Genomic DNA, 22,692 nt, shown 5'->3' with positions numbered 1-22,692 from the left:
GCACGGCCGCAACATCCAAAGGATGGTCCATCAATGAAGACAGACAAGAACAGGAAGCCGTGGCTCAAGCGGGCCGTGGCCGCGCTCGCGGGCGCCGCCACGCTCGGCACCGTGGCGATCGCGGGGGCGCCCGCCGCCTACGCCTACGACGGCTCCCTCGACACGGCCGACAACGGCACCTCCTGGACGGCGGAACGGTACGCCGACCGCGCCCTCACCGTGGTGCCCACCACCCAGGGCGTGCTCGCCACCTGGCGCCTCTACGCGAACGACGCGAAGGACACCACGTTCACGCTCAAGCGCAACGGCGAGACCGTGTACACCGGAACCACCACCAACTACACCGACAAGGACGGCAAGCCCGGCGACACCTACACGCTGTCCGCCAGCAAGGGCGCATACGGCGAGGAGACCGCCACCGCATGGGCCTCCAAGTCACTCACCCTCAAGCTCGACCCGCCGGCCGACCAGAAGATGCCCGCCGGGCAGACCACCGGCGTGGACCAGGTCGCCACCTACACCGCCAACGACATGAGCCCCGCCGACCTCGACGGCGACGGCGTGCTCGACCTCGTCGTCAAATGGGATCCGAGCAACTGGCAGGACAACTACTACGCCGGCTTCACCGGCACCACGTTCCTCGACGGATACACGTTCGACCGCTCCACCGGCGCCACCAAGCGCCTGTGGCGCATCAACCTGGGTGTGAACATCCGCTCCGGCGCGCACTACACGCAGTTCCAGGTATGGGACTATGACGGCGACGGCAAGGCCGAAGTGCTCGTCAAGACCGCCGACGGCACCTCCACGTACAAGGACGAGGCCGGCAAGCTCGTCGAGACCGGGCACGTGGGCGCCGCCAGCGCCGAGGACCTGCCCACCGACACGGTCAGCGGCTCCGCCAAGCACGACTACCGCATGACCGGCAAGGCCAGCGACCCGAAGGACAAGAAGAACGGCAAGATCAACTCCGGTCCGGAGTACCTCACCGCCTTCGCCGGCGACGACGGCCACATCATCGACACCACCGACTTCCAGCCGAGCCGCGACGACGGCATGTGGCACTGGGGCCCCTCCGACGCGAACATCGTCGACCGCTTCCTCGCCGGCACCGCCTACCTCGACGGTGAGAACGGCAGGCCGTACGCCGTGTTCTCCCGCGGCTACTACTTCCGCACCGAGATCGCCACATACTCGCTCCAGGACGGCAAGCTCAAGCTCAACTGGCACTTCCGCGCCAACAAGGACACCTCGTCCGGCAAGGATCCGAGCTGGGTGGAGAACCCCGACTTCGCGCAGCAGGGCTTCCACAACCTGTCCATCAACGACGTGGACGGCGACGGCAAGGATGACATCGTCTTCGGCTCGATGACCGTCAAGAGCGACGGCACCGGCCTGGCCAGCTCCAAGCTCGGCCACGGCGACGCCCAGCACATCGGCGACTGGAACGACGACGGCGTGCTCGACACGTGGAACGTGCACGAGGGCAAGCGCGACGCCACGCTCACCAACCCGGCCACCGGCCAGGTGATGTTCCGCCAGCCCGTGAGCGGCGACAACGGCCGCGGCATGGCCGCCGACATCGACGCCCGCTACCAGGGCGCCGAACTGTGGAGCGCGATGGACGACAACACCTACAACGCCGTCACCCCGGCCCCCGCGGACAAGACCTCCTGCACCGCCAAGAGCCCGACGCCGTGCGTCAAGAAGATCTACAGCAAGACCAAGCCCGCCAGCGCCAACTTCTCCCTCCACTGGGACGGCGACCTGCTCGACGAGCTGTTCGAATACAGCGGCACGCAGGACCCGTCCATCACCACCGCGCACCAGGACCGCGTGGCCCCGCAGGTGCAGAAGTGGAACCCCGAGACCATGACCACCGACGTGATCTGGGAGGACGCGGCCGCGTCCACCAACAACGGCTCCAAGGGCAACGCGGGCCTCATCGGCGACATCATGGGCGACTGGCGCGACGAGATCATCGTGCGCGACACCAAGGACCCGTCCGTCGTACGCCTGTACTCGACCGACATCGCCACCCCGTACTCCATCGCCACGTCTCTCCAGTCCCGCTCCTACCGTGAGGGCCTCGCCTGGCAGAACACCGCCTACAACCAGCCGGCCCACCGCCAGACCATGCTCTCCGCCGGCGTGACCGTGCCGACCGTCACCGCCACGAAGCATGGCGCCGACGCCTCCGTCACCTGGACCGCCGCCACCGACGGCCGCGTCTGGGGCGTGGGCGTGGGCGGATACCGCGTCTACCGCGCCGCCAAGGGCTCCACCGAGTTCACCGCCGTGGCCGACGTCGCCGCCGACACGCTCTCCTACACGGACACCGGCCTCGACAAGGCCAAGGACTACACGTACCGCGTGGCCGCCCTCATCGACGGCAACCCCTACTACCAGTCCTTCGACGCGGATACCGCCGCCGGCGCGGTGACCGACCCGACCGCCGACCTCGTGTTCGCCGACGGCTACCCGCAGCTGTTCGACAAGGACGGCAAGCAGGTGACGCTCACCCCCGTGAACGGCAAGACCGACACCTACGCCGCCACCGTGCCGCTGGCCAACAGCAAGGTCACCGTGAAGGCCAAGGCCGCGAACGCCGGCCACGTGGTGTACATCGGCTCCAAGAAGCTCGAAAGCCGCGACCTGACCATCAGCCTCGAAGGCCTCAACAACGTCCACGTGTTCGTCAAGAGCGCCGACGGCAAGCTCAGCCGCGACTACCTGCTCCAGATCACCCGCAAGGATGAGGAGACCACGCCGTCCGCGAACAAGACCCGCCTGAACCGCCTCATCGACGCATACGATGGCGCTGACTCCGCCCTCAAGGAGGACGACTACACCGCCGAGGCGTGGGCCGAATTCCAGAAGGCGCTCGACGCGGCCAAGGCCGTTGCCGCCGACCAGGACGCCACGCAGGACCAGGTCGACGCCGCCGTCACCGCGCTCGCCGCCGCCAAGACCAAACTCGTCACCGACGGCAGGAAGCCCGCCGCGGAGAACAAGGCCCCGGTCGTCACGCTCAACGCGGGCGTGGACGCGGCCGTGACCCTCGACTACGGCGCCGACTTCGCCCAGCCGACCGCCGATGACGTCACCGTCACCGACGACGCGGACGCCGACCTCAAGGCCACGGTCGCCATCACCCTCGACGGCAAGGCCATCGACAAGGTCGACACCACCGTGCCCGGCACGTACACCGTCACCTACACGGCCACCGACTCCGGCAAGCTCACCGGCGCCGCGACCCGCACCGTGACCGTCGACGAGAAGGCCGCGCCCGTGATCGACACGGCCAAGCTGGAACTCGCCGTCAACGAGGCCAAGGCCAAGGCCGCCCTCGGCGAGGACGCCTACGTCGCCGACACGTGGACGCCGTTCGCCACGGCCCTCGCCGAAGCCGAGAAGGTGCTCGCCGCGCCGACCGACCAGACGACGGTCGACGCCGCCGCCGACGACCTCGCCGCGAAGACCGCCGCGCTCAAGACCAAGCCGGCCGTCACCCCGACCCCGGATCCGGACGGCGAAGGCAAGGGCGACCAGAACGGTGACGGCGACCAGAACGGCAAGGACGACGGCGGTTCCGATGCCGACGGCAAGTCCGACGGCAAGTCCGACGGCAAGTCCGACGGCAAGAACGACGGCTCCGGTACGACGCGGCGCCTGTCCCGCACCGGCTCCTCCGTGGCGACGGTCGCCGCGGCCGCCGCGCTGACGCTCGCCGCCGGCGGTGCCGCGTTCGCCCTGCGCAGGCGCGACACCGACCGCTGACCATGTGGCCTCCCGTGGGTTCCCGTCGGCCGGTCGGCGATCCGTCCGGTCGGCCGACGGGAACCCCGCCCATCCCATTCCCGTATCCAGTGCTTCCGCACGACGTGCCCGCACGGCGCACGGAAGCACGCCGCACACAATCCCCTCAACGAAGAAGGAAGACACATGCACACCCGCAACCCATGGCGTCCCATCGCCGCGGCGGCCCTCGCCCTCGCCACCGCGTTCGCCACGGCGGCACCCGCGGCGCTCGCCGCGGACGACACCGCCTCCGCCGGCATCGTCGCGACGTCGGAAGCCACGACGCCCACGGCCGGCGCCACCGGCACCATGACCGCCACCACCCAGCGCGTATTCGACAACGTGCAGTACGTGGACGGCTCCACCAACCCCGCCCAACAGCTCTTCATCCAACTGCCCGAAACCGGCTCCGGACCCTACCCGGTGCTCATCTACATCCACGGCGGCGGATGGAGCAAGGGCAACTACGGCTCCATGGCCGAAGTGCTCACGCAGAAGGCCGACGTCAAGGCCGCCCTCGCCAAGGGCTACGCCGTGGCCGCCGTCAACTACCGGCTCACCGACGAGGCCCAGTGGCCCGCCCAGATCCTCGACGTCAAGGCCGCCGTGCGCTACCTGCGCGCCCACGCCGCCGAGTACGGCCTCGACGCGGAGCATTTCGCCGCGCTCGGCGCCTCCGCCGGCGGACACCTCGCCCAGTTCCTCGGCGTCACCAACGGCGACGCCACCTGGGACGACGCCACGATGGGCAACGCCGGCGTTTCCAGCGCCGTGCAGGCCGTGCTCTCCGACTACGGCATCGCCGACCTCACCCGCTACAAGTCCACCAACCTGCTTGGATCCGGATACACCGCCGACCAGGCGAAAGCCGCCAGTCCGCTGAACTACGTGACCGCCGACGACGTGCCGTTCTACATCGCGCACGCCGCCGATGACAACAAGGTCAGGCAGCAGATCAGCAGGGACTTCGCCGCCAAGCTCAAGGAGACTATCGGCGCCGACAAGGTCGTCGAATACTACCCCGAGACCGGCGGGCACGGCAGCGCGGCCTTCTACAACGAGACCGCCATCGCCAACGAACTCGACTTCCTCGCCAAGGTCATGCCGCTCGGCGGAACCGGAACGGGTTCGGAAGGCGGAGCTGGGAACGGGTCCGGTTCGGAAGGCTCCGGCACCGAGGACGGCTCGGGGAACGCGGATTACGACCCCGCCTACCCGGACAACCACCAGGGCGAGAACACCACCGACTACCTCATGGCGTACTTCGTGACCGCCGCCGACTACAACCTGTGGGAGGAGCAGGTCTACTTCGCCACCAGCCATGACAGCCGCGAATGGACCGACCTGCACAAGGCCACGCTGCCCGTGCTCACCTCCACCGTGGGATGCAACGGCATCCGCGACCCGTTCCTGCTGCGCTCCCCGGACGGCTCGAAGTTCTACATCCTCGCCACCGACCAGAACCAGGTGAACAAAGGCAACCCCGGCTGCGGATGGAACGTGGACGGCTCCCGCAAGATCATCATCTGGGAATCCACCGATCTGGTGAACTGGAGCCAGCCGCGCGCCGTGGACGTCGGCTCCAAGATCCCCTCCAGCGAGAAGAAGGAGGGCATGGTCTGGGCGCCCGAGGCCGTGTGGGACGAGGAGAACCAGCAGTACTTCGTGTACTGGTCCACGAACTCCGGTGTGGATGACCAGTACGGCCGTTCCGACTCGCCGAACCAGTACTACGCCACCACGAAGGACTTCGTGACCTTCTCCGACCCGGTCAAATGGATCGACCGCAAGGGCTACACGCTCGACTCCACGATGATGAAGGCCGACGACGGCTACTGGTACCGCGTGCACAACGCCGGCATCATCGAACGCACGAAGAACCTGTACGCCACCTCCTTCAAGGAGAAGACCCGCAAGGCCGACGACACCAAGGAATGGAAGTACCTCACCCAGGTGCAGTCCGCGCTCTCCGTGAACAACAAGCAGGTCGAAGGCAACGAGTTCCTCGTCACCAACAAGGACGACATCGACGAACTCGGCTACAAGTACGCCATCGTGGCCGACCAGTTCAAGGAGGAGAAGGGCTTCGGCATCGTGAGGACCAACGACCTCGCCGCCACGACCCCCGCCGAATGGCACCGCGACGACCTCGTCGACTTCCATCAGGACCCGGCCAAGGGCGAGACCATCAAGAAGCACGGCAGCTTCCTCAACATCACCAGCGAAGAGTACGACCGCATCCACGCCGCCTTCGACAACGACAGATGGCCGGTCACGTTCGATACCGCAGGCGGATCCGCCGTGGCGATGGAGACGTTCGGCAAGGGGGAGAGGGTCACCAAGCCCGCCGACCCGACTCGTGACGGCTACACGTTCAAGGGCTGGGCCCTCGCCTCCGACACCACGCAGGTCTTCGACTTCGATCAGGCCATCGAGAACCCGACCGGCCCCATCAACCTCGTCGCCCAGTGGGAGAAGAGCGCGGAGACGCCCGACCCGGATCCGGAACCGACGCCCGACCCCGATCCCACGCCGGACCCGGACCCGGACAAGCCCGGCACACCCGATCCGGACACGCCGACCGACCAGACCAAGCCCGGTGACGGAGACGCCGACGGCAAGGACAAGGCCGACAAGGCCGACCCAGCCGACGGAAATGCGCGGACGAAGCCTCTGGCGCGCACCGGCGCCAACGTGGCCGGCCTCGCGGCAGTGGGCGTGCTCATGACGCTCGCCGCCGCCATGGCCGCGTACATCAGGCGCAACCCGATGCGCTGACGCCGGCACCGACCCGACGACCCGAACAGGTCCCGGACGCGGCCGTGGAATCAAGCGATTCCGCGGCCGCGTCCGCGTATGTGGCGGAGGTGCGACGGCGGGACGCGGAGAATCGGCTGGGCGCGGAGAATCGGCTGGGCGGCGTGGGAGGCCGCTGGGAGACGTTCTGTCGGACCATGGATATGCCAGCCGCTGCAACAGGCTGCAACTCATTGACGGGCGGCGGCGCGGCGGCGATAGTCTGGCCGCGGAAACCGCCGGACCGACGCCGCGCCCGGCCTGATGAAGGAGAGCTCCATGCCGTTGCCCGTTCCGCCGCGAGACTGCGGCTACGACCATGACCACGCCGTCGCCCTGGCGCGTCGGGAAGGCGTCACCGACGCCGAATTCGCCGAAGCCGCCGAATACGGGCGTCTGCTCGACGCGCACCGGGCGTGGGGGCTGCCGTTCAACGGCTACTGCAACGCCGCCGGATACGGCTATGTGCAGGAGCCGACGTTCGCCGTGGCCCGGGACGGTTGGAATGCTTATGAGGCGTTCAGCCGGCTCAGCCGCGGCGCGCAGACCGCGGTCGTCTACGAGAGCCTGACCGCCGGGCATGACGTCGACCACGAATCGGCGCGCCAGTTCCTCAAGCACGAACGCGGCGTCATCATCCACGCCAACCAGCCGTACTGATTGGAAACGGGACGTTCTTCTTCAAGGCGTGCCGCGGGTGCCGTCCGTCGTCGTGCATGCGGCATCGGGGCTTACGGTCGTTTTGGCCGTTTCGGGCGTTCCAGGTGGCGACGCGCCAGATCGAACGTGTAGACGGCGAGGGCGAGCCAGATCACCGAAAACGAGATAAACCGGTGGGCGGGCACATGCTCCCCGAGCACCATGATGCCGAGGACCAGCTGGATGGTGGGCGTGATGTACTGGGTGAAGCTCAGCGTGAGGAATGCCGCATGCCGCACGCCGTACGAGGTGAGCACCAACGGGACGGCGGTGAGCAGGCCGCAGCCGCCGAGCAGCGCCCATACCCACCACGGTTCGCCGGCGGGCACGCCGAAGCGCGGCTGGACGGCGAGCGCCGCGAACGCGAACGGCGCGAGCACGCCGGTCTCGAATGTCAATGATTGGAACGGGTCGAGCGGGATGAACCGTTTGATGAGACAGTATCCCGAGTAGCTGACGGTCATGAGCAGCGCGAGTCCGGGGAACGCGCCCGTGTCGAGCACGTAGAGCGCGCCGCCCGCGAGCGCGATCGCCATCGAGACGAGGCCGAGACGCGTGGTCCGCTCGCGCAGGATGATGAGCGCGAGCGCCATGTTGATGAGCGGCATAAGGAAGTTCGCGGCGCTCGCCTCCGAGGTGCGTCCCACGGCGACGAGCCGGATGTACACCACCCAGTCGATGGTGACGAGCACGGCGGCGGCGACTTCGGCCCAGAAGATGCGTGGCTCGTGCCACATGGCCTGTACGGCCGCGACGAACCCGCGCCAGCGGCGGGTGAGCAGCATGAACAGGATCATGACGGCGGCGGCTGTGACGATGCGGTAGAGCATCACGTTCATCGAGGGGACCGTGGCCAAGGCGGCCCAGTAGAGCGGGAACATGCCGTAGACGAACGCCTGCGCGAGCGTCGCCGCGACGCCCTTCGGCGTCTGGATGACATGCTGCGGGGAGTGGGTTCCGTCGTCCGCCGCGTCCGCCGTGACGCGTCCCTGTGACATATTGTCTCCTGTCCTATGGTCGCCGGTCACCGAGCGTTCCGGGCCCTCCGTAGGGTACCGCCTACGGACGATCGGCGAAGGCGCCGGCGAGGAACGTGAGCGCGAGGTCCGGCCAGATTTGGACGGCCGGCACCACGTTGTCCGGGTCCGGTTCGCCTGCGGCGCCCGGCGAACCCGCCCTGGCCGTGGCGCGTGTGGCCAGCGACAATCCGTGCCCGCCTTCGGGGAAGAGATGCGCCTCCACCCGCACTCCTGCCTCGTGGCAGGCTTGGATGAGCATCAGCGTGTTCTCCACGGGCACGGTGGGGTCGGTCATCGTATGCCATACGAACACGGGCGGCGTGCGTCCGTCGATATGCCGTTCGATGGACAGCATGTCCAACAGTGCGGCGTCATGCCGGTGCTCCGGCCCGAGCAGCGTGCTGATGCTTCTGCGATGCGCGTGTGGCCCGGTCGTGATGACCGGGTAGGCGAGCAGCAATGCGTCCGGGCGGACCTCCTGCGGTTCCGTGAACCCATGTTCCCGCAGCGCGGCCTCGCCGGATGCGGTGGCGAGCGTCGCCGCGAGATGGCCTCCCGCCGAGAAGCCGAGCAACGCCACGCGTGCGGGGGCCACGCGCCAATCGTCCGCATGGGCGCGGATGAGGCGCATGGCCTGGGCGGCCTGCAGCAACGCCACGGGGTGGCGGCTCGGCGCGCACGAGTATCGCAATATGAAGGTCTGGTATCCGGCCGCCGTGAACCGCAGTGCGATCGGGTCGGATTCGCGTTCGGAGGTCATCGCGTATCCTCCGCCGGGCAGGATGAGCATCGCCGGCCGGGCCGTATCGGCCATCTCGCTACTGGATTCGGCCACGTATCCGGTGAGTCGTGCCGTGCTGCCGTCGATGCCGGTTATCGTTTTCTCCACTATGCGCATGGTTCGATTATCACCCGGAACGCCGCGACCCGTCCGTCGGCCGATGGGGTTCGTGGACGCGCGAGGGCCGTGGGACGGAGCGTCACTCCGTCCCACGGCCCTGGAGGTGGTGGAAGTATGGGCGCCCCATTGCGCCGATGCGCGTCGCGCAGGCGCGGATCAGTACTTGTTGGCGCCCTCGCCGATGAAGTTCACTTTGAAGCCGCGCTGGTAGTGGAGGAACATGCTGGCGCCGTAGCGGTCGACCGGACGGTGGGTGAACAGCATGCGGATCGCGAACGCGGTCTGCACGTCCTCCGGCAGCGCGAGGAACGCCTTGTGGGCGTCCCAGTAGGGTTCGCGCACGATGGCGGCGTCCGGCACGTAGGCGTAGCCGTAGCCGTCGTCGTTTACGTAGCCCATGAACGGCAGGTCCCAGGCGTTGTAGCGGGTGAGCTTGTTCTTGTAGTCCTCGACCTCGGCGATGGCCTCGTCGCTGATGCCGAACGACTTTGCGACCTTGTTGGCCTCGGCGGTCTTCTCCTCCGGGGTCTTGTCGAACATGTCGAAGTTGACGGTGATGACCTTGTCCTGCTGTGCCATATCGGCTCCTTTCGTCATAAACGAACATGGAAGATGTTCGTTTATGACGTGAGAAAATGTACGTTCTTGTTGATGACGATTGCGGATTTATTGACTGCCTGCGCTGTCGTCTGCAACACAGACTAGCACGATGTGAGCGTTCACCATGTTGGAATCATGCGATTTTCGATCTTGTTTACGTGGACTTCACCTGAGTGGTCGGTATTGTGCGTCTGCTTGGTTTCATGTTCGGATTGCGATGATGTTCGATGGTGATGATGGTAGAAAACATGTCGAAACGAACATTCATGGTCGCCTCGACGGAGCCGTGCGGCGTGTCGCGTGACCGTCCGCGGCGCCGGTACAATCGTGTGGGTCGCCCCCGTAGCTCAGTCGGTTAGAGCAGCACCCTTATAAGGTGTTTGTCCTGGGTTCAAGTCCCAGCGGGGGCACTTCGTGCCACTGGTTTCTGGCTCACTGTCGTTCGCTTTCGCCTAAAAACGCCGTGTCGCGGCGGGGGTCTATCATCTTGAAGGTTCCGGTTCACGCCAGCCATAGGGGCATGGCGACCCGGGTCACCTGAATTCCTTAGGAGACACTATGAAGCAGGGTATCCATCCCGATTACCATGCCGTCGAGGTCCTGTGCTCGTGCGGCAACACCTTCGTCACCCGTTCCACCTACAAGGGCGACCACATGACGGTCGACGTGTGCTCGAAGTGCCACCCCTTCTACACCGGCAAGCAGAAGATCCTCGATACCGGCGGCCGCGTCGCCCGCTTCGAGCGTCGCTACGGCAAGAAGACCAAGTAGCAAACGTGACGCCAGTCCCCTCGTGCGGGACGGGGCGCGCCTCGGCGCATACCCGTCCCGCACGCCACGGGACTGGCGTTTTTGTATGCCCTGACCGGGCCATGACCGGCGGGCGGCGCGCATCCGCGCGGCCGACCGCCACAGTCGGCACCTCATACCTCCCGGAACGTCCAGCCGACGTCCAGCCGACGTTCCGCCCGACCCCCCACAACCCACCGCGCCGGACCGCACCGGCGCCATCAGACAGGAAGACGCGCCCATGGCAGACGAACAGTTCCCCGCGGCGGCCACCGCACTGGAGGAATACCGCTCCATCGAAGAGCAGATGGCCAGCCCGGAAGTGGTGACGAATCCGGACAAGATGCGCAAGCTGGGACGGCGCCACGCCGAGCTCGGCGCCATCGTCTCCGCATATCAGGCGTACCTGTCCGTGCGCGACGATCTCGAGGCCGCGCAGGAGATGGCCGGCGAGGACCCGGACTTCGCCGAGGAGGCCAAGCGGCTCGAAGCCGAGCTGCCGGCCGTCGAGGAGAAGCTCCGCACCGCGCTCATCCCGCGCGACCCGGATGACGCGCGTGACACCATCATGGAGATCAAGGCCGGCACCGGCGGCGAGGAGGCCGCGCTGTTCGCCGGCGACCTCATGCGCATGTACACGCGTTACGCCGAGAAGCGCGGCTGGACCGTCACCGTCCAGTCCGAGAACACCACCGAGCTCGGCGGCGTCAAGGACGTGCAGATGGCCATCCGCGCCAAGGGCACGCCCGCCCCGGAGGACGGCGTGTGGGCGTCCCTCAAGTACGAGGGCGGCGTGCACCGCGTGCAGCGCATCCCCGTGACCGAATCCCAGGGCCGCATCCAGACCTCCGCGGCCGGCGTCATCGTCTTCCCGGAGGCCGACGAGGACGACGACGAGATCGAGATCGATCCGAAGGACCTCAAGATCGACATCTTCATGAGCTCCGGCCCCGGCGGCCAGTCCGTGAACACCACGTACTCCGCCGTGCGCATGACCCACCTGCCCACCGGCATCACGGTGAACATGCAGGACGAGAAGTCGCAGATCCAGAACCGCGCCGCCGCGCTGCGCGTCCTCAAATCCCGCCTGCTCGCCATGAAGCACGAGCAGGAGGCCGCCGAGGCCGCCGACATGCGCCACTCCCAAGTGCGTTCCCTCGACCGCTCCGAGCGCATCCGTACCTACAACTTCCCGGAGAACCGCATCGTCGACCACCGCACCAACTACAAGGCGTACAACCTCGACCAAGTGCTCGACGGCGACCTGCAGGCCGTCATCGACTCCGACATCCAGGCCGACGAGGCGGAGCGCCTCGCCAACCAGAAGTAGCCGCGGACGGGCCGTGCCGAACGGTCCGCGCCCGGCCCGCATATCGATCCGAAGACGATGGGGAGGATGGTAGTGTCTCTGACCGATGTGATCCGCGATGCGTCGGCGACGCTGCGCGAGGCCGGCGTGGACACGCCGGAGCATGACGCGAAGCTGCTGCTCGCCGAAGCGGCCGGCGTGGACCTGCGCGACGTGGACAAGGCCCTGCTGATGGGGGAGCCGCTCGCGTTCGACGAGGCGCGGTTCGACGGGATGGTCGCGCGCCGCGCCAAGCGCGAGCCGTTGCAGTACATCGTGGGGCATGCGCCGTTCCGCTACCTCGACCTCGAGGTCGGTCCCGGCGTGTTCATCCCGCGGCCGGAGACCGAGATGGTCGTGCAGGAGGGCATCGACTGGATCGTCCGCAACCGCATCGCCACGCCGCGCGTGGTCGACCTGTGCGCCGGATCCGGCGCGATCGGCCTGTCCGTCGCCACCGAGGTGCGCGGCGCCGAGGTGTGGGCCGTCGAACTGTCGCCGGACGCGTACGCGTGGACCGAACGCAACCGGGAGCGCGTCGCGCGTCGCGACCCGCTGGCCGGCTACGACTATCACCTCGAACGCGGCGACGCGACCAGCCCGCTCACCCTGCCGCAGCTCGACGGCACCATCGACATCGTCATCACCAACCCGCCGTACGTGCCGCAGACGCAGGTGCCCGAACAGCCCGAGGTGCGCGACCATGACCCGGACATGGCCTTGTACGGTGGTTCCGCCGACGGCGTCCTCATCCCCGAGCGGATCGTCCTGCGCGCGGGCCGTCTGCTGCGTTCCGGCGGTGCGCTCGTCATGGAGCATGACGTGACGCAGGGCGACCGCCTCGTCGCCTTCGCGCACGCCAACGGCTTCGCCGAGGCACGTACCGGGAACGACTGGACCGGCCGCCCCCGGTTCCTGTTCGCCGTCAAAGGCTGACTACGCGGCGTACTCCTGGTAGACGGAGGCGTCCGCGTCGGTGATGGTTTTGATGACGCGCGCCGGGTTGCCCACGGCCACCGAATTCGCCGGGATGTCCTTCGTGACGACCGCGCCGGCGCCGATCACGCAGCCGTCCCCTATGGTCACGCCGCCCAGCACCGTCACGTTGCCGCCGAACCAGCAGTTCGACCCGATGACGATGGGACGGCCGTACTCGTAGTCGTAGGAGGTGCCGTCCTCGCGCGTGCGCACGTTGCGGTCCTGCCATCTGAGCGGGTGCATCGGCGGCAGCAGGGACACGTTCGGCCCGAACAGGACGTCGTCGCCGATGGTCACCGACGCGCAGTCGAGCACGGTGAAGTTGAAGTTCGCGAACACGCGGTCGCCGATCGTCGTGTGGCAGCCGTAGTCGAAGAAGACGGGGCCCATCACGTCCAGGTTCGCGCCGTGGCCCGGCAGCAGCTCGTCGAGGATCGCGGCGCGCGTCGCGGCGTCGTGACGCGAGGTGGCGTTGAAGCGGGTGCACAGGTCGGCGGCCTTGTCGCGCAGTGCGGCGAGTTCCGGATCGGAGGCGTCGTAGAGCCTGCCGGCGAGCATCTCCTCGCGTTCCGACGCGCGCGGCGTGCGCAGCTCCACCGGTGGAACGGGGGAGGGGGACGGTCCGTTCGTTGCGGACGTTGCGGGCTGCGACGGTTGCGCGGGTGCGGTGTCGGTCATGGATGCTCCTTTGCGGGTGGCGGATGCGGCCGCCTCGTCCGGGCGGCGGTGGCGTCGTGGACGGCACCAGTTTAGGGCCGCGACCGTACCCGGTACGGCGATGCGAACGTTTGCGGAGTGTCGTCGCGTGGCGCCGCCGGATACCGTTCCGGGGCGTCCGCCCGCGGGTCCCCGCGCCGTCCGATCGGCGGCAGGTCTGGTCGTCGGGGCGCGATGGTGCAATGATGGATTGTGGAAAATCAGGTTCAGGAGGCGTGTGATGAGTGAGATTCGCGCGATCGACGAGGCGTCGCTGGCGCTGGCGGCCTCGATCGTGAGGGACGGGGGACTGGTGGTCATCCCCACCGACACCGTGTACGGCATCGCCGGGGACCCGCGCGACCGCCGCGCCATCGACCGCATCTATCGGCTCAAGCGGCGGCCCCGGTTCAAGGCGCTGCAGGTGCTGCTCGCCGACATCGCCGACATCGACGGGCTGGGTCTCGACCTGCCGGTGCCGCTCAACCGTCTCGCCGCACGATTCATGCCCGGCGCGTTCTCGCCGATCGCCGTGGCGCGCGAGGGCTGCACGCTCGGCACGCTCGCCGGCGACGGCACGCAGGGCGTGCGCGTGCCGAACTCGCAGGCCGCGCTGCGCGTGCTCGCGGCCACCGGTCCGCTCGCCGCGTCCAGCGCGAACCTGTCCGGCGGCCAGAGCGCGCAGACCGTGCACGAGGCGGTCGAGGCGTTCGGCGACAGCGTGTCGCTGTACCTCGACGGCGGCGCCACGCCCGGGCATGTGGCCTCCACCGTGGTGGCCGCCGACCCGCACGAGCGTGACGGCATCCGCATCCTGCGCGAGGGCATCATCCCGCAGAGCGCCATCCGCGCCGCGCTGCACGTGAACGGAGGGGGACTGGGCGCATGAGGATCTACCTGTTCATCGCCGCCGTGGCCGGCGGCGCCACCTACCTGCTCACGCCGATCGTGCGTCACGTGGCCATCGAGATCGGCGCCGTGGGCGAGGTCCGCGCGCGCGACGTGCACACCGTGCCCACGCCCCGCATGGGCGGCCTCGGCATGATGTTCGGCTTCGCCGTGGCCATGCTGTTCGCCAGCCGCATCCCCTTCATCCAGGGGCTGTTCCAGGAGAGCAGACAGGCGTGGGTGGTGCTCGCCGGCGCCGTGATGATCTGCCTGCTCGGCATGGCCGACGACCTGTGGGACCTCGACTGGATGCTCAAGCTCGCCGGACAGCTGCTCATCTCCGTGTTCGTGGCGTGGGGAGGGCTGCAGATCATCTCCCTGCCGATGGGCTCGCTCGTCACGGCCTCGCCCAGCCTGTCCATGGCGATCACCGCGTTCCTCATCGTCGCCTCGATCAACGCGGTCAACTTCGTCGACGGCCTGGACGGACTCGCCTCCGGCATCGTGGCGTTCGGCGGCGTGGCGTTCGCCATCTACTCGTACATCCTGGCGCGCACCTCGCCCTCCTACGCCTCGATGGCGACGCTCATCGACGTGGCGCTCGTCGGCATCTGCGTGGGCTTCATTATGCACAACTGGCATCCGGCGAAGCTGTTCATGGGCGATTCCGGCTCCATGCTGCTCGGCTATCTCATCACCTGCGCGTCCATCGTGATGACCGGGCGCATCGACCCGGCCTCCGTGCACACCAGCGTGTACCTGCCGGTGTTCATGCCGATCCTGCTGCCCATCCTCGTGCTGTTCCTGCCCGTACTCGACATGTGCCTCGCCATCACGCGGCGTCTCGCCAAGGGCCAGTCGCCGATGCACCCGGACCGCATGCACCTGCACCACCGCATGCTGCGCATCGGGCATTCGGTGCGCGGCGCCGTGCTCATCCTGTGGGCGTGGGCGGCGCTCATCTCGTTCGGCTCGCTCGGCATCCTGTTCTTCAAGGCGTGGCACGTGTTCATCGGCATGACCGTGGCGGCCGTGGTGCTCGCCGTGATCACCATGTACCCGTACCTCAAGCACCGCATCCCGGAGCTCAGGGCGGAGAGCGAGGGCGCGCAGCACGTGCGCGACGGACGTGAGGGACGCGGCGGCGACGGCAAGTAGCCATGCGAACGGGCGGTGAACCGTCGGGGAACGGGAGCGGAACGACGGCATGAGGTCCGGCGGAACGCCGTATAGTCGTGTTCCCCGTCCAACGTCAACACACATTCATATAGTGGTCACATGGCTACAAACCTCGATATGAACGCAGAATCCGCGTACGCTCCCCTTCCGCCGATTTTCGCGAAGCTCGGCCTCGCCTATGACGATGTGCTGCTGCTGCCGAACGAGACGGACGTCATCCCCTCCGAGGTGGACACCACCACCCACCTGACCCGCAAGATCACCATGAAGGCCCCGGTCCTCTCCGCCGCCATGGACACCGTGACCGAATCCGAGATGGCCATCGCCATGGCCCGCAACGGCGGCATCGGCGTGCTGCACCGCAACCTCTCCATCGACGACCAGGCCGCCCAGGTCGACGTCGTCAAGCGCTCCGAGTCCGGCATGATCACCGACCCGCTGACCGTCAACCCGGACGTCACCCTCGCCGACCTCGACAAGCTGTGCGGCAAGTTCCACATCTCCGGCCTGCCGGTCGTCGACAAGGACAACAAGCTCGTCGGCATCATCACCAACCGCGACATGCGCTTCATCGCGTCCGAGGACTACGACCACCTCAAGGTCAAGGACGTCATGACCAAGGAGAACCTGGTCACCGGCCCGTCCAACATCTCCAAGGAGGACGCCCACCGTCTGCTCGCCGAGCACAAGGTCGAGAAGCTGCCGCTCGTCGACGCCGAAGGCCACCTGACCGGCCTCATCACCGTCAAGGACTTCGTCAAGACCGAGCAGTACCCGGACGCCACCAAGGACGAGCAGGGCCGCCTGCGCGTCGCCGCCGGCGTCGGCTTCCTCGGCGACGCCTGGCAGCGCGCCTCCGCCCTGATGGAGGCCGGCGTCGACGTGCTCGTCGTCGACACCGCCAACGGCGAGGCCCGCCTCGCCCTTGACATGATCTCCCGCCTCAAGCACGACTCCGCGTTCGACGGCGTGCAGATCATCGGCGGCAACGTCGGCACCCGCTCCGGCGCCCAGGCGATGATCGACGCCGGCGCCGACGCCGTCAAGGTCGGCATCGGACCGGGCTCCATCTGCACCACCCGCGTGGTCGCCGGCGTCGGCGTCCCGCAGCTGACCGCCGTGTACGAGGCCGCCCAGGCCTGCCGCGCGGCCGGCGTGCCCTGCATCGCCGACGGCGGCATCCACTACTCCGGCGACATCGCCAAGGCCCTCGTGGCCGGCGCGTCCTCCGTCATGCTCGGCGGCACCCTCGCCGGCTGCGAGGAGGCCCCGGGCGAGAAGGTCCTGCTGCACGGCAAGCAGTACAAGCTGTACCGCGGCATGGGCTCCCTCGGCGCGATGGCCCCGCGCGGCAAGAAGTCCTACTCCAAGGACCGCTACTTCCAGGCCGACGTCACCTCCAACGACAAGGTCGTGCCGGAGGGCGTCGAAGGCGAGGTGCCGTACCGCGGACCGCTCAACGCCGTGCTCTACCAGATGCTCGGCGGCCTGCACCAGTCGATGTTCTACATCGGCGCCCACAACATCGGCGAGATGGCCGAGAAGGGCCGCTTCATCCGCATCACCGACGCCGGCCTGCGCGAATCCCACCCGCACGACATCGTGATGACGGCCGAGGCCCCGAACTACTCCGGCTTCCACGCCAACTGATCCGCGGCTCCCGTCCATCGGACGACACGATCCGGCATTACGACGAAAGGCTCCCCAAGGGGAGCCTTTCCCGTTTTCCGGGACCTTCCGGAACCGTCCGGCGGGGGAACGGCCCGGCGCGACGCCGTCCGATATGTAGGAGCCGCGATATAGTCTGAACTGTTCTTTGAAGACGGACCAATGACGAAAGAGGACTGACGATGGTTGACGCACATGACGCCGAAACCTACAGCGCGAAGGACTCGCGCCTCATCTGGATCGACTGCGAGATGACCGGACTCGACATCTTCGGCGGCGACGAGCTCGTCGAGGTGTCCGTCGTGCCCACCGACTTCGACCTGAACGTGCTGGACGAGGGCGTCGACTACGTCATCAAGCCGAGCGACAAGGCCGTGGCATACATGAACGACTTCGTGCGCCAGATGCACACCCGCTCCGGCCTCATCAACGAGTGGGAGCACGGCCTCAGCCTCGAGGAAGCCGAGCGGAAGGTCACCGAGTACGTGCTCCGCTTCACGCCCGAGGGCGTCAAGCCCCTGCTCGCCGGCAACACCATCGGAAGCGACAAGAAGTTCCTTGACCACTACATGCCGGACCTCATGAGCCACCTGCACTACCGCAGCATCGACGTGAGCACGTTCAAGGAGCTCGCCCGCCGCTGGTACCCGGCCGTGTACGAGAACCGCCCGCCGAAGAACGGCGGCCACCGCGCGCTCGCCGACATCATCGAATCGCTCGACGAGCTGCGCTACTACCGTGCTGCCGTCATGGCGGCGGCCCCCGGCCCGGACGCGGCCGAGGCCGCGCGCATCCGCGACGAGATCGTCGCGACCAGCATCAACGCGGCGGAATAGACGGATAGACGGAACGGGCGGGCGGCGTCGCGTCCCACGCCGGGGACGCGCGCAGCGCGCGGAAGCTCATCGGAGAGACGGAAGGAACGGAAATGATGGACATGACAGGGAACACGCCGTATATGCCTCCGCAGGGACAGGGGGCGGCCTTCCCGCCGCCCCAGCCGCAGCCGCGTGTGCCGTTGCCGCCGATGCCGCCCCGACCGCAGCAGCAGGTGCCGTTGCCGCCCATGCCGCCCCGGCCGCAGCAGCAGCCGGTCCAGCAGCCGGCGTACCCGCAGCAGCCGGTCCAACAGCCGGTCCAACAACAGGCACCCCAGCCGCAGCCGGCCGCGCCGCAGCCCCGCCCCAAGGGTGAAGACGTCCCCTGGGGACAGCGCGACTTTTCCGCCCAGGCCCACGCCGCGCTCAAACACTACTTCGGCTACGACGAATTCCGCCCCGGCCAGTTCAAGGTGATCAACTCCATCCTCAACGGGCGTGACGTGATGGCAATCATGCCCACCGGCGCCGGCAAATCCATGTGCTACCAGCTGCCCGCCACCGTGCCGAACACGCTCACCCTGGTGATCACGCCGCTGCGCGCCCTCATGCGCGACCAGGTGCAGCATCTCGAGGCGCGCGGCATCCCCGCCGCGCTCATCGACAGCCAGGTCGACTGGCGCGGGCGCAACGCCATCTATCAGTCCGCCGCCACGCACGGCCTCAGGATGCTGTACGCCGCCCCCGAACGCCTGCAGAGCCGCGACTTCCTCGACTTCGCCTCGAAGGTGCGCATCGACATGATCGTGGTCGACGAGGCGCACTGCGTGCTGCAATGGGGTTCCGACTTCCGCCCCGACTACCGCAACATCGCCGATTTCGTGCGCAGGCTGCCGCACCGGCCCGTCATCGCCGCGTTCACCGCCACCGCCACACCCGCGCAGCGCGATGAGATCATCAACAACCTGGGGCTCGACCACCCCTACCGCATCACGACCAGCTTCGATCGCCCCAACATCCATTTCCGCGTCATCAAGGCCACGCCGAAGGAACGCATGGAGCAGATCGTCGCCTGGGCGCACATGCACGCCGAGGAATGCGGCATCGTGTACTGCCCGTCGCGCAAGCGCACCGAGCAGATGGCGCAGACGCTCAAGACCGCCGGCGTGAACGCGGAATACTTCCATGCGAAGATGCCCGAGGACCGCAAGGGCGAGGTGCAGGACGCGTTCCTCAAGGGCGACATCCGCGTGATCTGCGCCACCACCGCGTTCGGCATGGGCGTCGACAAGTCCGACGTGCGCTGGGTCATCAACGATTCCGCGCCCGCCAGCATGGAGGAGTACTACCAGATGGCCGGCCGCGCCGGCCGCGACCGCGACCGCTCCACCGCCGTGCTCATGTGGAGCGACGGCGACTTCGTGAACCTCCGCCGGCGACTCGACGACGCCGGCAGCGCCCTGACCGACCCCAATGACCAGAAGATGGCCCGCCAGGCCGCCACCGAACGCCTCAACGCGGTGAGCCGCTACTGCGAGGCGAAACGATGCCTGCGCGCCGAGATGCTCGCCTACTTCGGCGAGAAGGCGCCGTCCAGATGCGACGACTGCAGCGTGTGCGAACACGAGGACAACACGCTGGCCGTGCTGACCGCCGCCGAACGCAAACGCATCACGGCCGCCGGCAAGCAGAAGACGGCCAAGGCGAAGCAGCCCACCGGGAAGCGGTCAACCGAGAAGCGGCCCAGCGAGAAGAAGCTGGCCCAGCAGGCCGAGGTGGAGGAGCGCAGGAAGGCGCTCGCCGCGCGCGTCGGCGCGGTCGACGGCGGCGAGCGCGCCGCCGCGGAACGCGCCATCTTGTCGATGGTGGCGGACCTGCGCGCCTCCACCGGTGAGGACCCGGCGCTCTCCTCGGTCACGTACACGCTCGCCGGTGAGGACGCCGACTTCATCGTCGAGGCGGGACTGACCTCCCACCCCCGGTTCGGCGAGCTCAAGGGCCGTTTCGACAAGGACCTGCTGCGCGGCATCGTCACGGACATGGTGGACAGGAAGCAGCTGGAGATGAGCAAGCGCCGGCGTCTGAGCCTGCCGGGACAAGGCCAGGCGTGACGGCGCATACGATGTACGCCCGATAAGCCACAGGAAGAAAGGACCAGACCATGACAGCTCAGGATTGGACGGCCATCGCCCCCGGCCCTCACGACATCCGCCTCGTCGTCGCGGACATGGACGGCACGCTGCTTGACGGCGAAAGCCGCATCCCCGACGGCTTCTGGCCGCTGCTCGCCGACCTCAAGGCCCGCGGCATCGAATTCGTGCCCGCGTCCGGCCGCCAGCTCGCCACGCTCAAGTCGATGTTCGAAGGCGTCGACCCAACCGACGGCAACGCCGACGGCAGGGCCATGTCGTTCGTCGCGGAGAACGGCAACGTCGTCGTCGCCGACGGCGACGTCGTCGACGTGCACGGCGTCGGCTGGGACCTGACCCGCACGCTCGTCGACATCGTCGACCGAGCCGTCGCGGACGGTTCCCACGACATCGGCCTGGTGGTGTGCGGCCTGAAGACCGCGTACATCCAGCGCAAGGACAAGCCGTTCGTCGACGAATGCCTGAAGTACTACCACGCGTTGGAGATCGTCGACGACCTGCATGACGTGCTCGGCACGCCCGGCGAGACCGTGCTCAAGCTCGCGATCTTCGACTTCGGCGACGCCGAGCCGATGGCCGCCGACCTGCTCGGCGACGTGGCGCGCACGCACGCGGTGGTCGTCTCCGGCGCGCATTGGGTGGACATCATGGACCCGGACACCAACAAGCGTCAGGGCGTGGTGGCGCTGCAGCGGCATTTCGGCGTCACCCCCGCCCAGACCGCCGTGTTCGGCGACTACCTCAACGACCTCGAGATGCTCGAGGCCGGCGAATGGTCGTTCGCGATGGCCAACGCGCACGACGACCTCAAGGCGGCGGCGCATTGGATCGCCCCCGCCAACACCGAGCACGGCGTCCTCAAGGCCGTGCGCCGGCTCATCGGTTCCGACGGCGAGTAGGGGCGGACCGGTCCATGCGGCAGAGCGAGGCCCTCGCGATCCTGAACGCCGGCGCGAACGTGTTCCTGACGGGCGCGCCCGGCGCGGGCAAGACGTACGTGCTCAACGAGTTCATCCGTGACGCCCGCGCCCGCGACGCCGACGTGGCCGTCACCGCGTCCACCGGCATCGCCGCCACGCACGTCGACGGGCAGACCATCCACTCGTGGAGCGGCATCGGCCTCGCGAACGTGCTCACGCCCAGCCTGCTCAAGACCATCAGGACCCGGCGCCGGCGCCGCATCCAGGCCACCGACGTGCTCGTCATCGACGAGGTGTCGATGCTCCACGCATGGCTGTTCGACATGGTCGACCAGGTATGCCGCGAGATCCGCCGCGACCCGCGCCCGTTCGGCGGCCTGCAGGTCGTGCTCTCCGGCGACCTCTTTCAGCTGCCGCCCGTCTCCGTGGCGGCGCGCAACCGGGACGTGCTCCCGCCGCCGCCCGAATTCACGGCCGCACGCGAACGCTACGCGAAGGCCGGGCTCGACCCGGAGGGCTTCGTCACCGAATCGCTCGTCTGGCAGGAGCTCGCCCCGGTCGTCTGCTATCTGACCGAACAGCATCGTCAGGACGACGGGCGTCTCCTCACCGTGCTCACGCACATCCGCGAAAGCCGCGTGGACGACGACGACCGGGACGCGCTCGTCACCCGCCTCGGCGTGGCGCCGGCGGAAGGCGTGGTGGCCACGCACCTGTTCCCGATGAACCGTCAGGCCGACAACCTCAACGACATGCGGCTCGCCCGCATCACCGCCGACCCGCACGAGTTCTTCGCCGAGCAGCGGGGCCCCGCGAACCTCGTCGCACGCCTCAAACGCAACATGCTCGCCCCGGAACGGCTCGTCCTCAAGGAGGGCGCGGCCGTCATGGCCCTGCGCAACGACGCCGACCACCAGTTCGTCAACGGCTCGCTCGGCACCGTGCGCGCGTTCGCGGACGAACGCAAGGGCGGATGGCCGATCGTCGCATTCGAGAACGGCAACATCGTCACGATGAAACCGGTCTCCTGGGAGATGACGGACGGCGACGTCGTGCTCGCCTCCGTCTCCCAGGTGCCGTTGCGCTGCGCGTGGGGCATCACCATCCACAAGTCGCAGGGCATGACCCTCGACCGCGCCGTCATGGACCTCAAACGCACGTTCGCGCCCGGCATGGGCTATGTGGCGCTCTCCCGAGTGGAACGCCTCTCCGGCCTGTATCTGGAGGGCGTCAACAACCGCATGTTCGCGGTCTCGCCCGAGGCGGTCATGCTCGACGGCGACTTGCGCGAGGCGTCCGAGGCGGCGTCCGACCGTCTTGCCGACGCCGGCCCGTCCGCGTTCCGTCCCGGCACGTCCGGGAACGACCCGTCGCAGGCCGGTGCGGCGGCGTCCGACGACGATTTCGTCCAGCCGTTGTTCTGACCGTCCAAGCCGGATTGT

At 68.0% G+C, this 22,692-nt stretch carries 17 protein-coding genes and 1 tRNA gene; 14 read left to right on the top strand and 4 right to left on the bottom strand.

What is annotated here, in order from left to right; genetic code table 11:
- The first annotated feature begins 33 nt into the window (after positions 1 to 33).
- From JS531_RS01290 to JS531_RS01280, 3 genes are all read left to right on the top strand, one after another.
- Positions 34 to 3,780, top strand: a complete 3,747-nt coding sequence (locus tag JS531_RS01290) for an immunoglobulin-like domain-containing protein (protein WP_214311495.1) — start codon at positions 34 to 36, stop codon at positions 3,778 to 3,780.
- A 165-nt stretch (positions 3,781 to 3,945) separates the two neighbouring features.
- Positions 3,946 to 6,579: an alpha/beta hydrolase fold domain-containing protein gene (locus JS531_RS01285; RefSeq protein WP_214311493.1), complete on the top strand. Its 2,634-nt coding sequence runs from the start codon at positions 3,946 to 3,948 to the stop codon at positions 6,577 to 6,579.
- A gap of 297 nt (positions 6,580 to 6,876) precedes the next feature.
- Entirely contained in the window at positions 6,877 to 7,257 is a 381-nt protein-coding gene (locus JS531_RS01280) for a glycerophosphodiester phosphodiesterase (RefSeq protein ID WP_214311485.1), read from the top strand.
- A 71-nt stretch (positions 7,258 to 7,328) separates the two neighbouring features.
- Here JS531_RS01280 and JS531_RS01275 read toward each other — a convergent pair whose 3' ends face one another.
- The 3 genes from JS531_RS01275 to JS531_RS01265 all read right to left on the bottom strand — a co-directional run bounded on the left by JS531_RS01275 (position 7,329) and on the right by JS531_RS01265 (position 9,795).
- Complete coding sequence (locus JS531_RS01275; RefSeq protein ID WP_214311483.1) at positions 7,329 to 8,294, bottom strand: EamA family transporter; 966 nt, start codon at positions 8,292 to 8,294, stop codon at positions 7,329 to 7,331.
- Positions 8,295 to 8,355: 61 nt separating this feature from the next.
- A complete protein-coding gene (locus JS531_RS01270; protein WP_214311482.1) occupies positions 8,356 to 9,213 on the bottom strand; it encodes an alpha/beta hydrolase in 858 nt (285 codons plus the stop codon).
- 159 nt (positions 9,214 to 9,372) lie between these two features.
- On the bottom strand, positions 9,373 to 9,795 hold the full coding sequence (locus tag JS531_RS01265; RefSeq protein ID WP_214311480.1) for a glycerophosphodiester phosphodiesterase: 423 nt from the start codon (positions 9,793 to 9,795) through the stop codon (positions 9,373 to 9,375).
- A gap of 357 nt (positions 9,796 to 10,152) precedes the next feature.
- Between JS531_RS01265 and JS531_RS01260 the strand changes: the two genes are divergently transcribed.
- The 4 genes from JS531_RS01260 to prmC all read left to right on the top strand — a co-directional run bounded on the left by JS531_RS01260 (position 10,153) and on the right by prmC (position 12,889).
- Positions 10,153 to 10,226: transfer RNA gene (locus tag JS531_RS01260), tRNA-Ile, on the top strand.
- Positions 10,227 to 10,374: 148 nt separating this feature from the next.
- Positions 10,375 to 10,587: a 50S ribosomal protein L31 gene (gene rpmE / locus JS531_RS01255; protein WP_151917191.1), complete on the top strand. Its 213-nt coding sequence runs from the start codon at positions 10,375 to 10,377 to the stop codon at positions 10,585 to 10,587.
- A gap of 259 nt (positions 10,588 to 10,846) precedes the next feature.
- The gene (gene prfA / locus JS531_RS01250) at positions 10,847 to 11,935 is read left to right on the top strand and encodes a peptide chain release factor 1 (RefSeq protein ID WP_214311478.1); all 1,089 of its coding nucleotides are present in this window, start codon (positions 10,847 to 10,849) and stop codon (positions 11,933 to 11,935) included.
- Between the two features lie 72 nt (positions 11,936 to 12,007).
- Positions 12,008 to 12,889, top strand: a complete 882-nt coding sequence (gene prmC, locus JS531_RS01245) for a peptide chain release factor N(5)-glutamine methyltransferase (protein WP_214311658.1) — start codon at positions 12,008 to 12,010, stop codon at positions 12,887 to 12,889.
- Here prmC and JS531_RS01240 read toward each other — a convergent pair whose 3' ends face one another.
- A complete protein-coding gene (locus tag JS531_RS01240; RefSeq protein WP_240541972.1) occupies positions 12,890 to 13,609 on the bottom strand; it encodes a sugar O-acetyltransferase in 720 nt (239 codons plus the stop codon).
- Positions 13,610 to 13,868: 259 nt separating this feature from the next.
- On the opposite strand from JS531_RS01240, the gene JS531_RS01235 reads away from it, so the two are divergent.
- The 7 genes from JS531_RS01235 (at position 13,869) to JS531_RS01205 (ending at position 22,674) form a co-directional block, all read left to right on the top strand.
- Positions 13,869 to 14,516 (top strand): L-threonylcarbamoyladenylate synthase, encoded by a 648-nt coding sequence (locus JS531_RS01235; protein WP_214311476.1) that lies wholly within the window; start codon positions 13,869 to 13,871, stop codon positions 14,514 to 14,516.
- Positions 14,513 to 15,673 carry an MraY family glycosyltransferase gene (locus tag JS531_RS01230; protein ID WP_214311474.1) on the top strand — a complete coding sequence of 387 codons (1,161 nt, stop codon included), beginning with the start codon at positions 14,513 to 14,515 and terminating at the stop codon, positions 15,671 to 15,673. Before JS531_RS01235 ends, JS531_RS01230 begins: the two co-directional genes overlap by 4 nt.
- 120 nt (positions 15,674 to 15,793) lie before the next feature.
- Complete coding sequence (gene guaB / locus JS531_RS01225; protein ID WP_214311466.1) at positions 15,794 to 17,344, top strand: IMP dehydrogenase; 1,551 nt, start codon at positions 15,794 to 15,796, stop codon at positions 17,342 to 17,344.
- 200 nt (positions 17,345 to 17,544) lie between these two features.
- Positions 17,545 to 18,198, top strand: coding sequence for an oligoribonuclease (gene orn / locus JS531_RS01220; protein ID WP_214311464.1), 654 nt, complete (start codon positions 17,545 to 17,547; stop codon positions 18,196 to 18,198).
- 92 nt (positions 18,199 to 18,290) lie between these two features.
- Positions 18,291 to 20,291: an ATP-dependent DNA helicase RecQ gene (locus tag JS531_RS01215; RefSeq protein WP_214311462.1), complete on the top strand. Its 2,001-nt coding sequence runs from the start codon at positions 18,291 to 18,293 to the stop codon at positions 20,289 to 20,291.
- Between the two features lie 50 nt (positions 20,292 to 20,341).
- Positions 20,342 to 21,229 carry a Cof-type HAD-IIB family hydrolase gene (locus JS531_RS01210; RefSeq protein ID WP_214311461.1) on the top strand — a complete coding sequence of 296 codons (888 nt, stop codon included), beginning with the start codon at positions 20,342 to 20,344 and terminating at the stop codon, positions 21,227 to 21,229.
- A gap of 14 nt (positions 21,230 to 21,243) precedes the next feature.
- Positions 21,244 to 22,674 (top strand): PIF1 family DEAD/DEAH box helicase, encoded by a 1,431-nt coding sequence (locus tag JS531_RS01205; RefSeq protein WP_214311459.1) that lies wholly within the window; start codon positions 21,244 to 21,246, stop codon positions 22,672 to 22,674.
- The last annotated feature ends 18 nt before the right edge of the window (positions 22,675 to 22,692 follow it).

The organism is Bifidobacterium sp. CP2 (assembly GCF_018555635.1).
Classification (GTDB): Bacteria; Actinomycetota; Actinomycetes; order Actinomycetales; family Bifidobacteriaceae; genus Bifidobacterium; species Bifidobacterium saguinibicoloris.
This window is presented reverse-complemented; position numbering and strand designations above follow the sequence as displayed.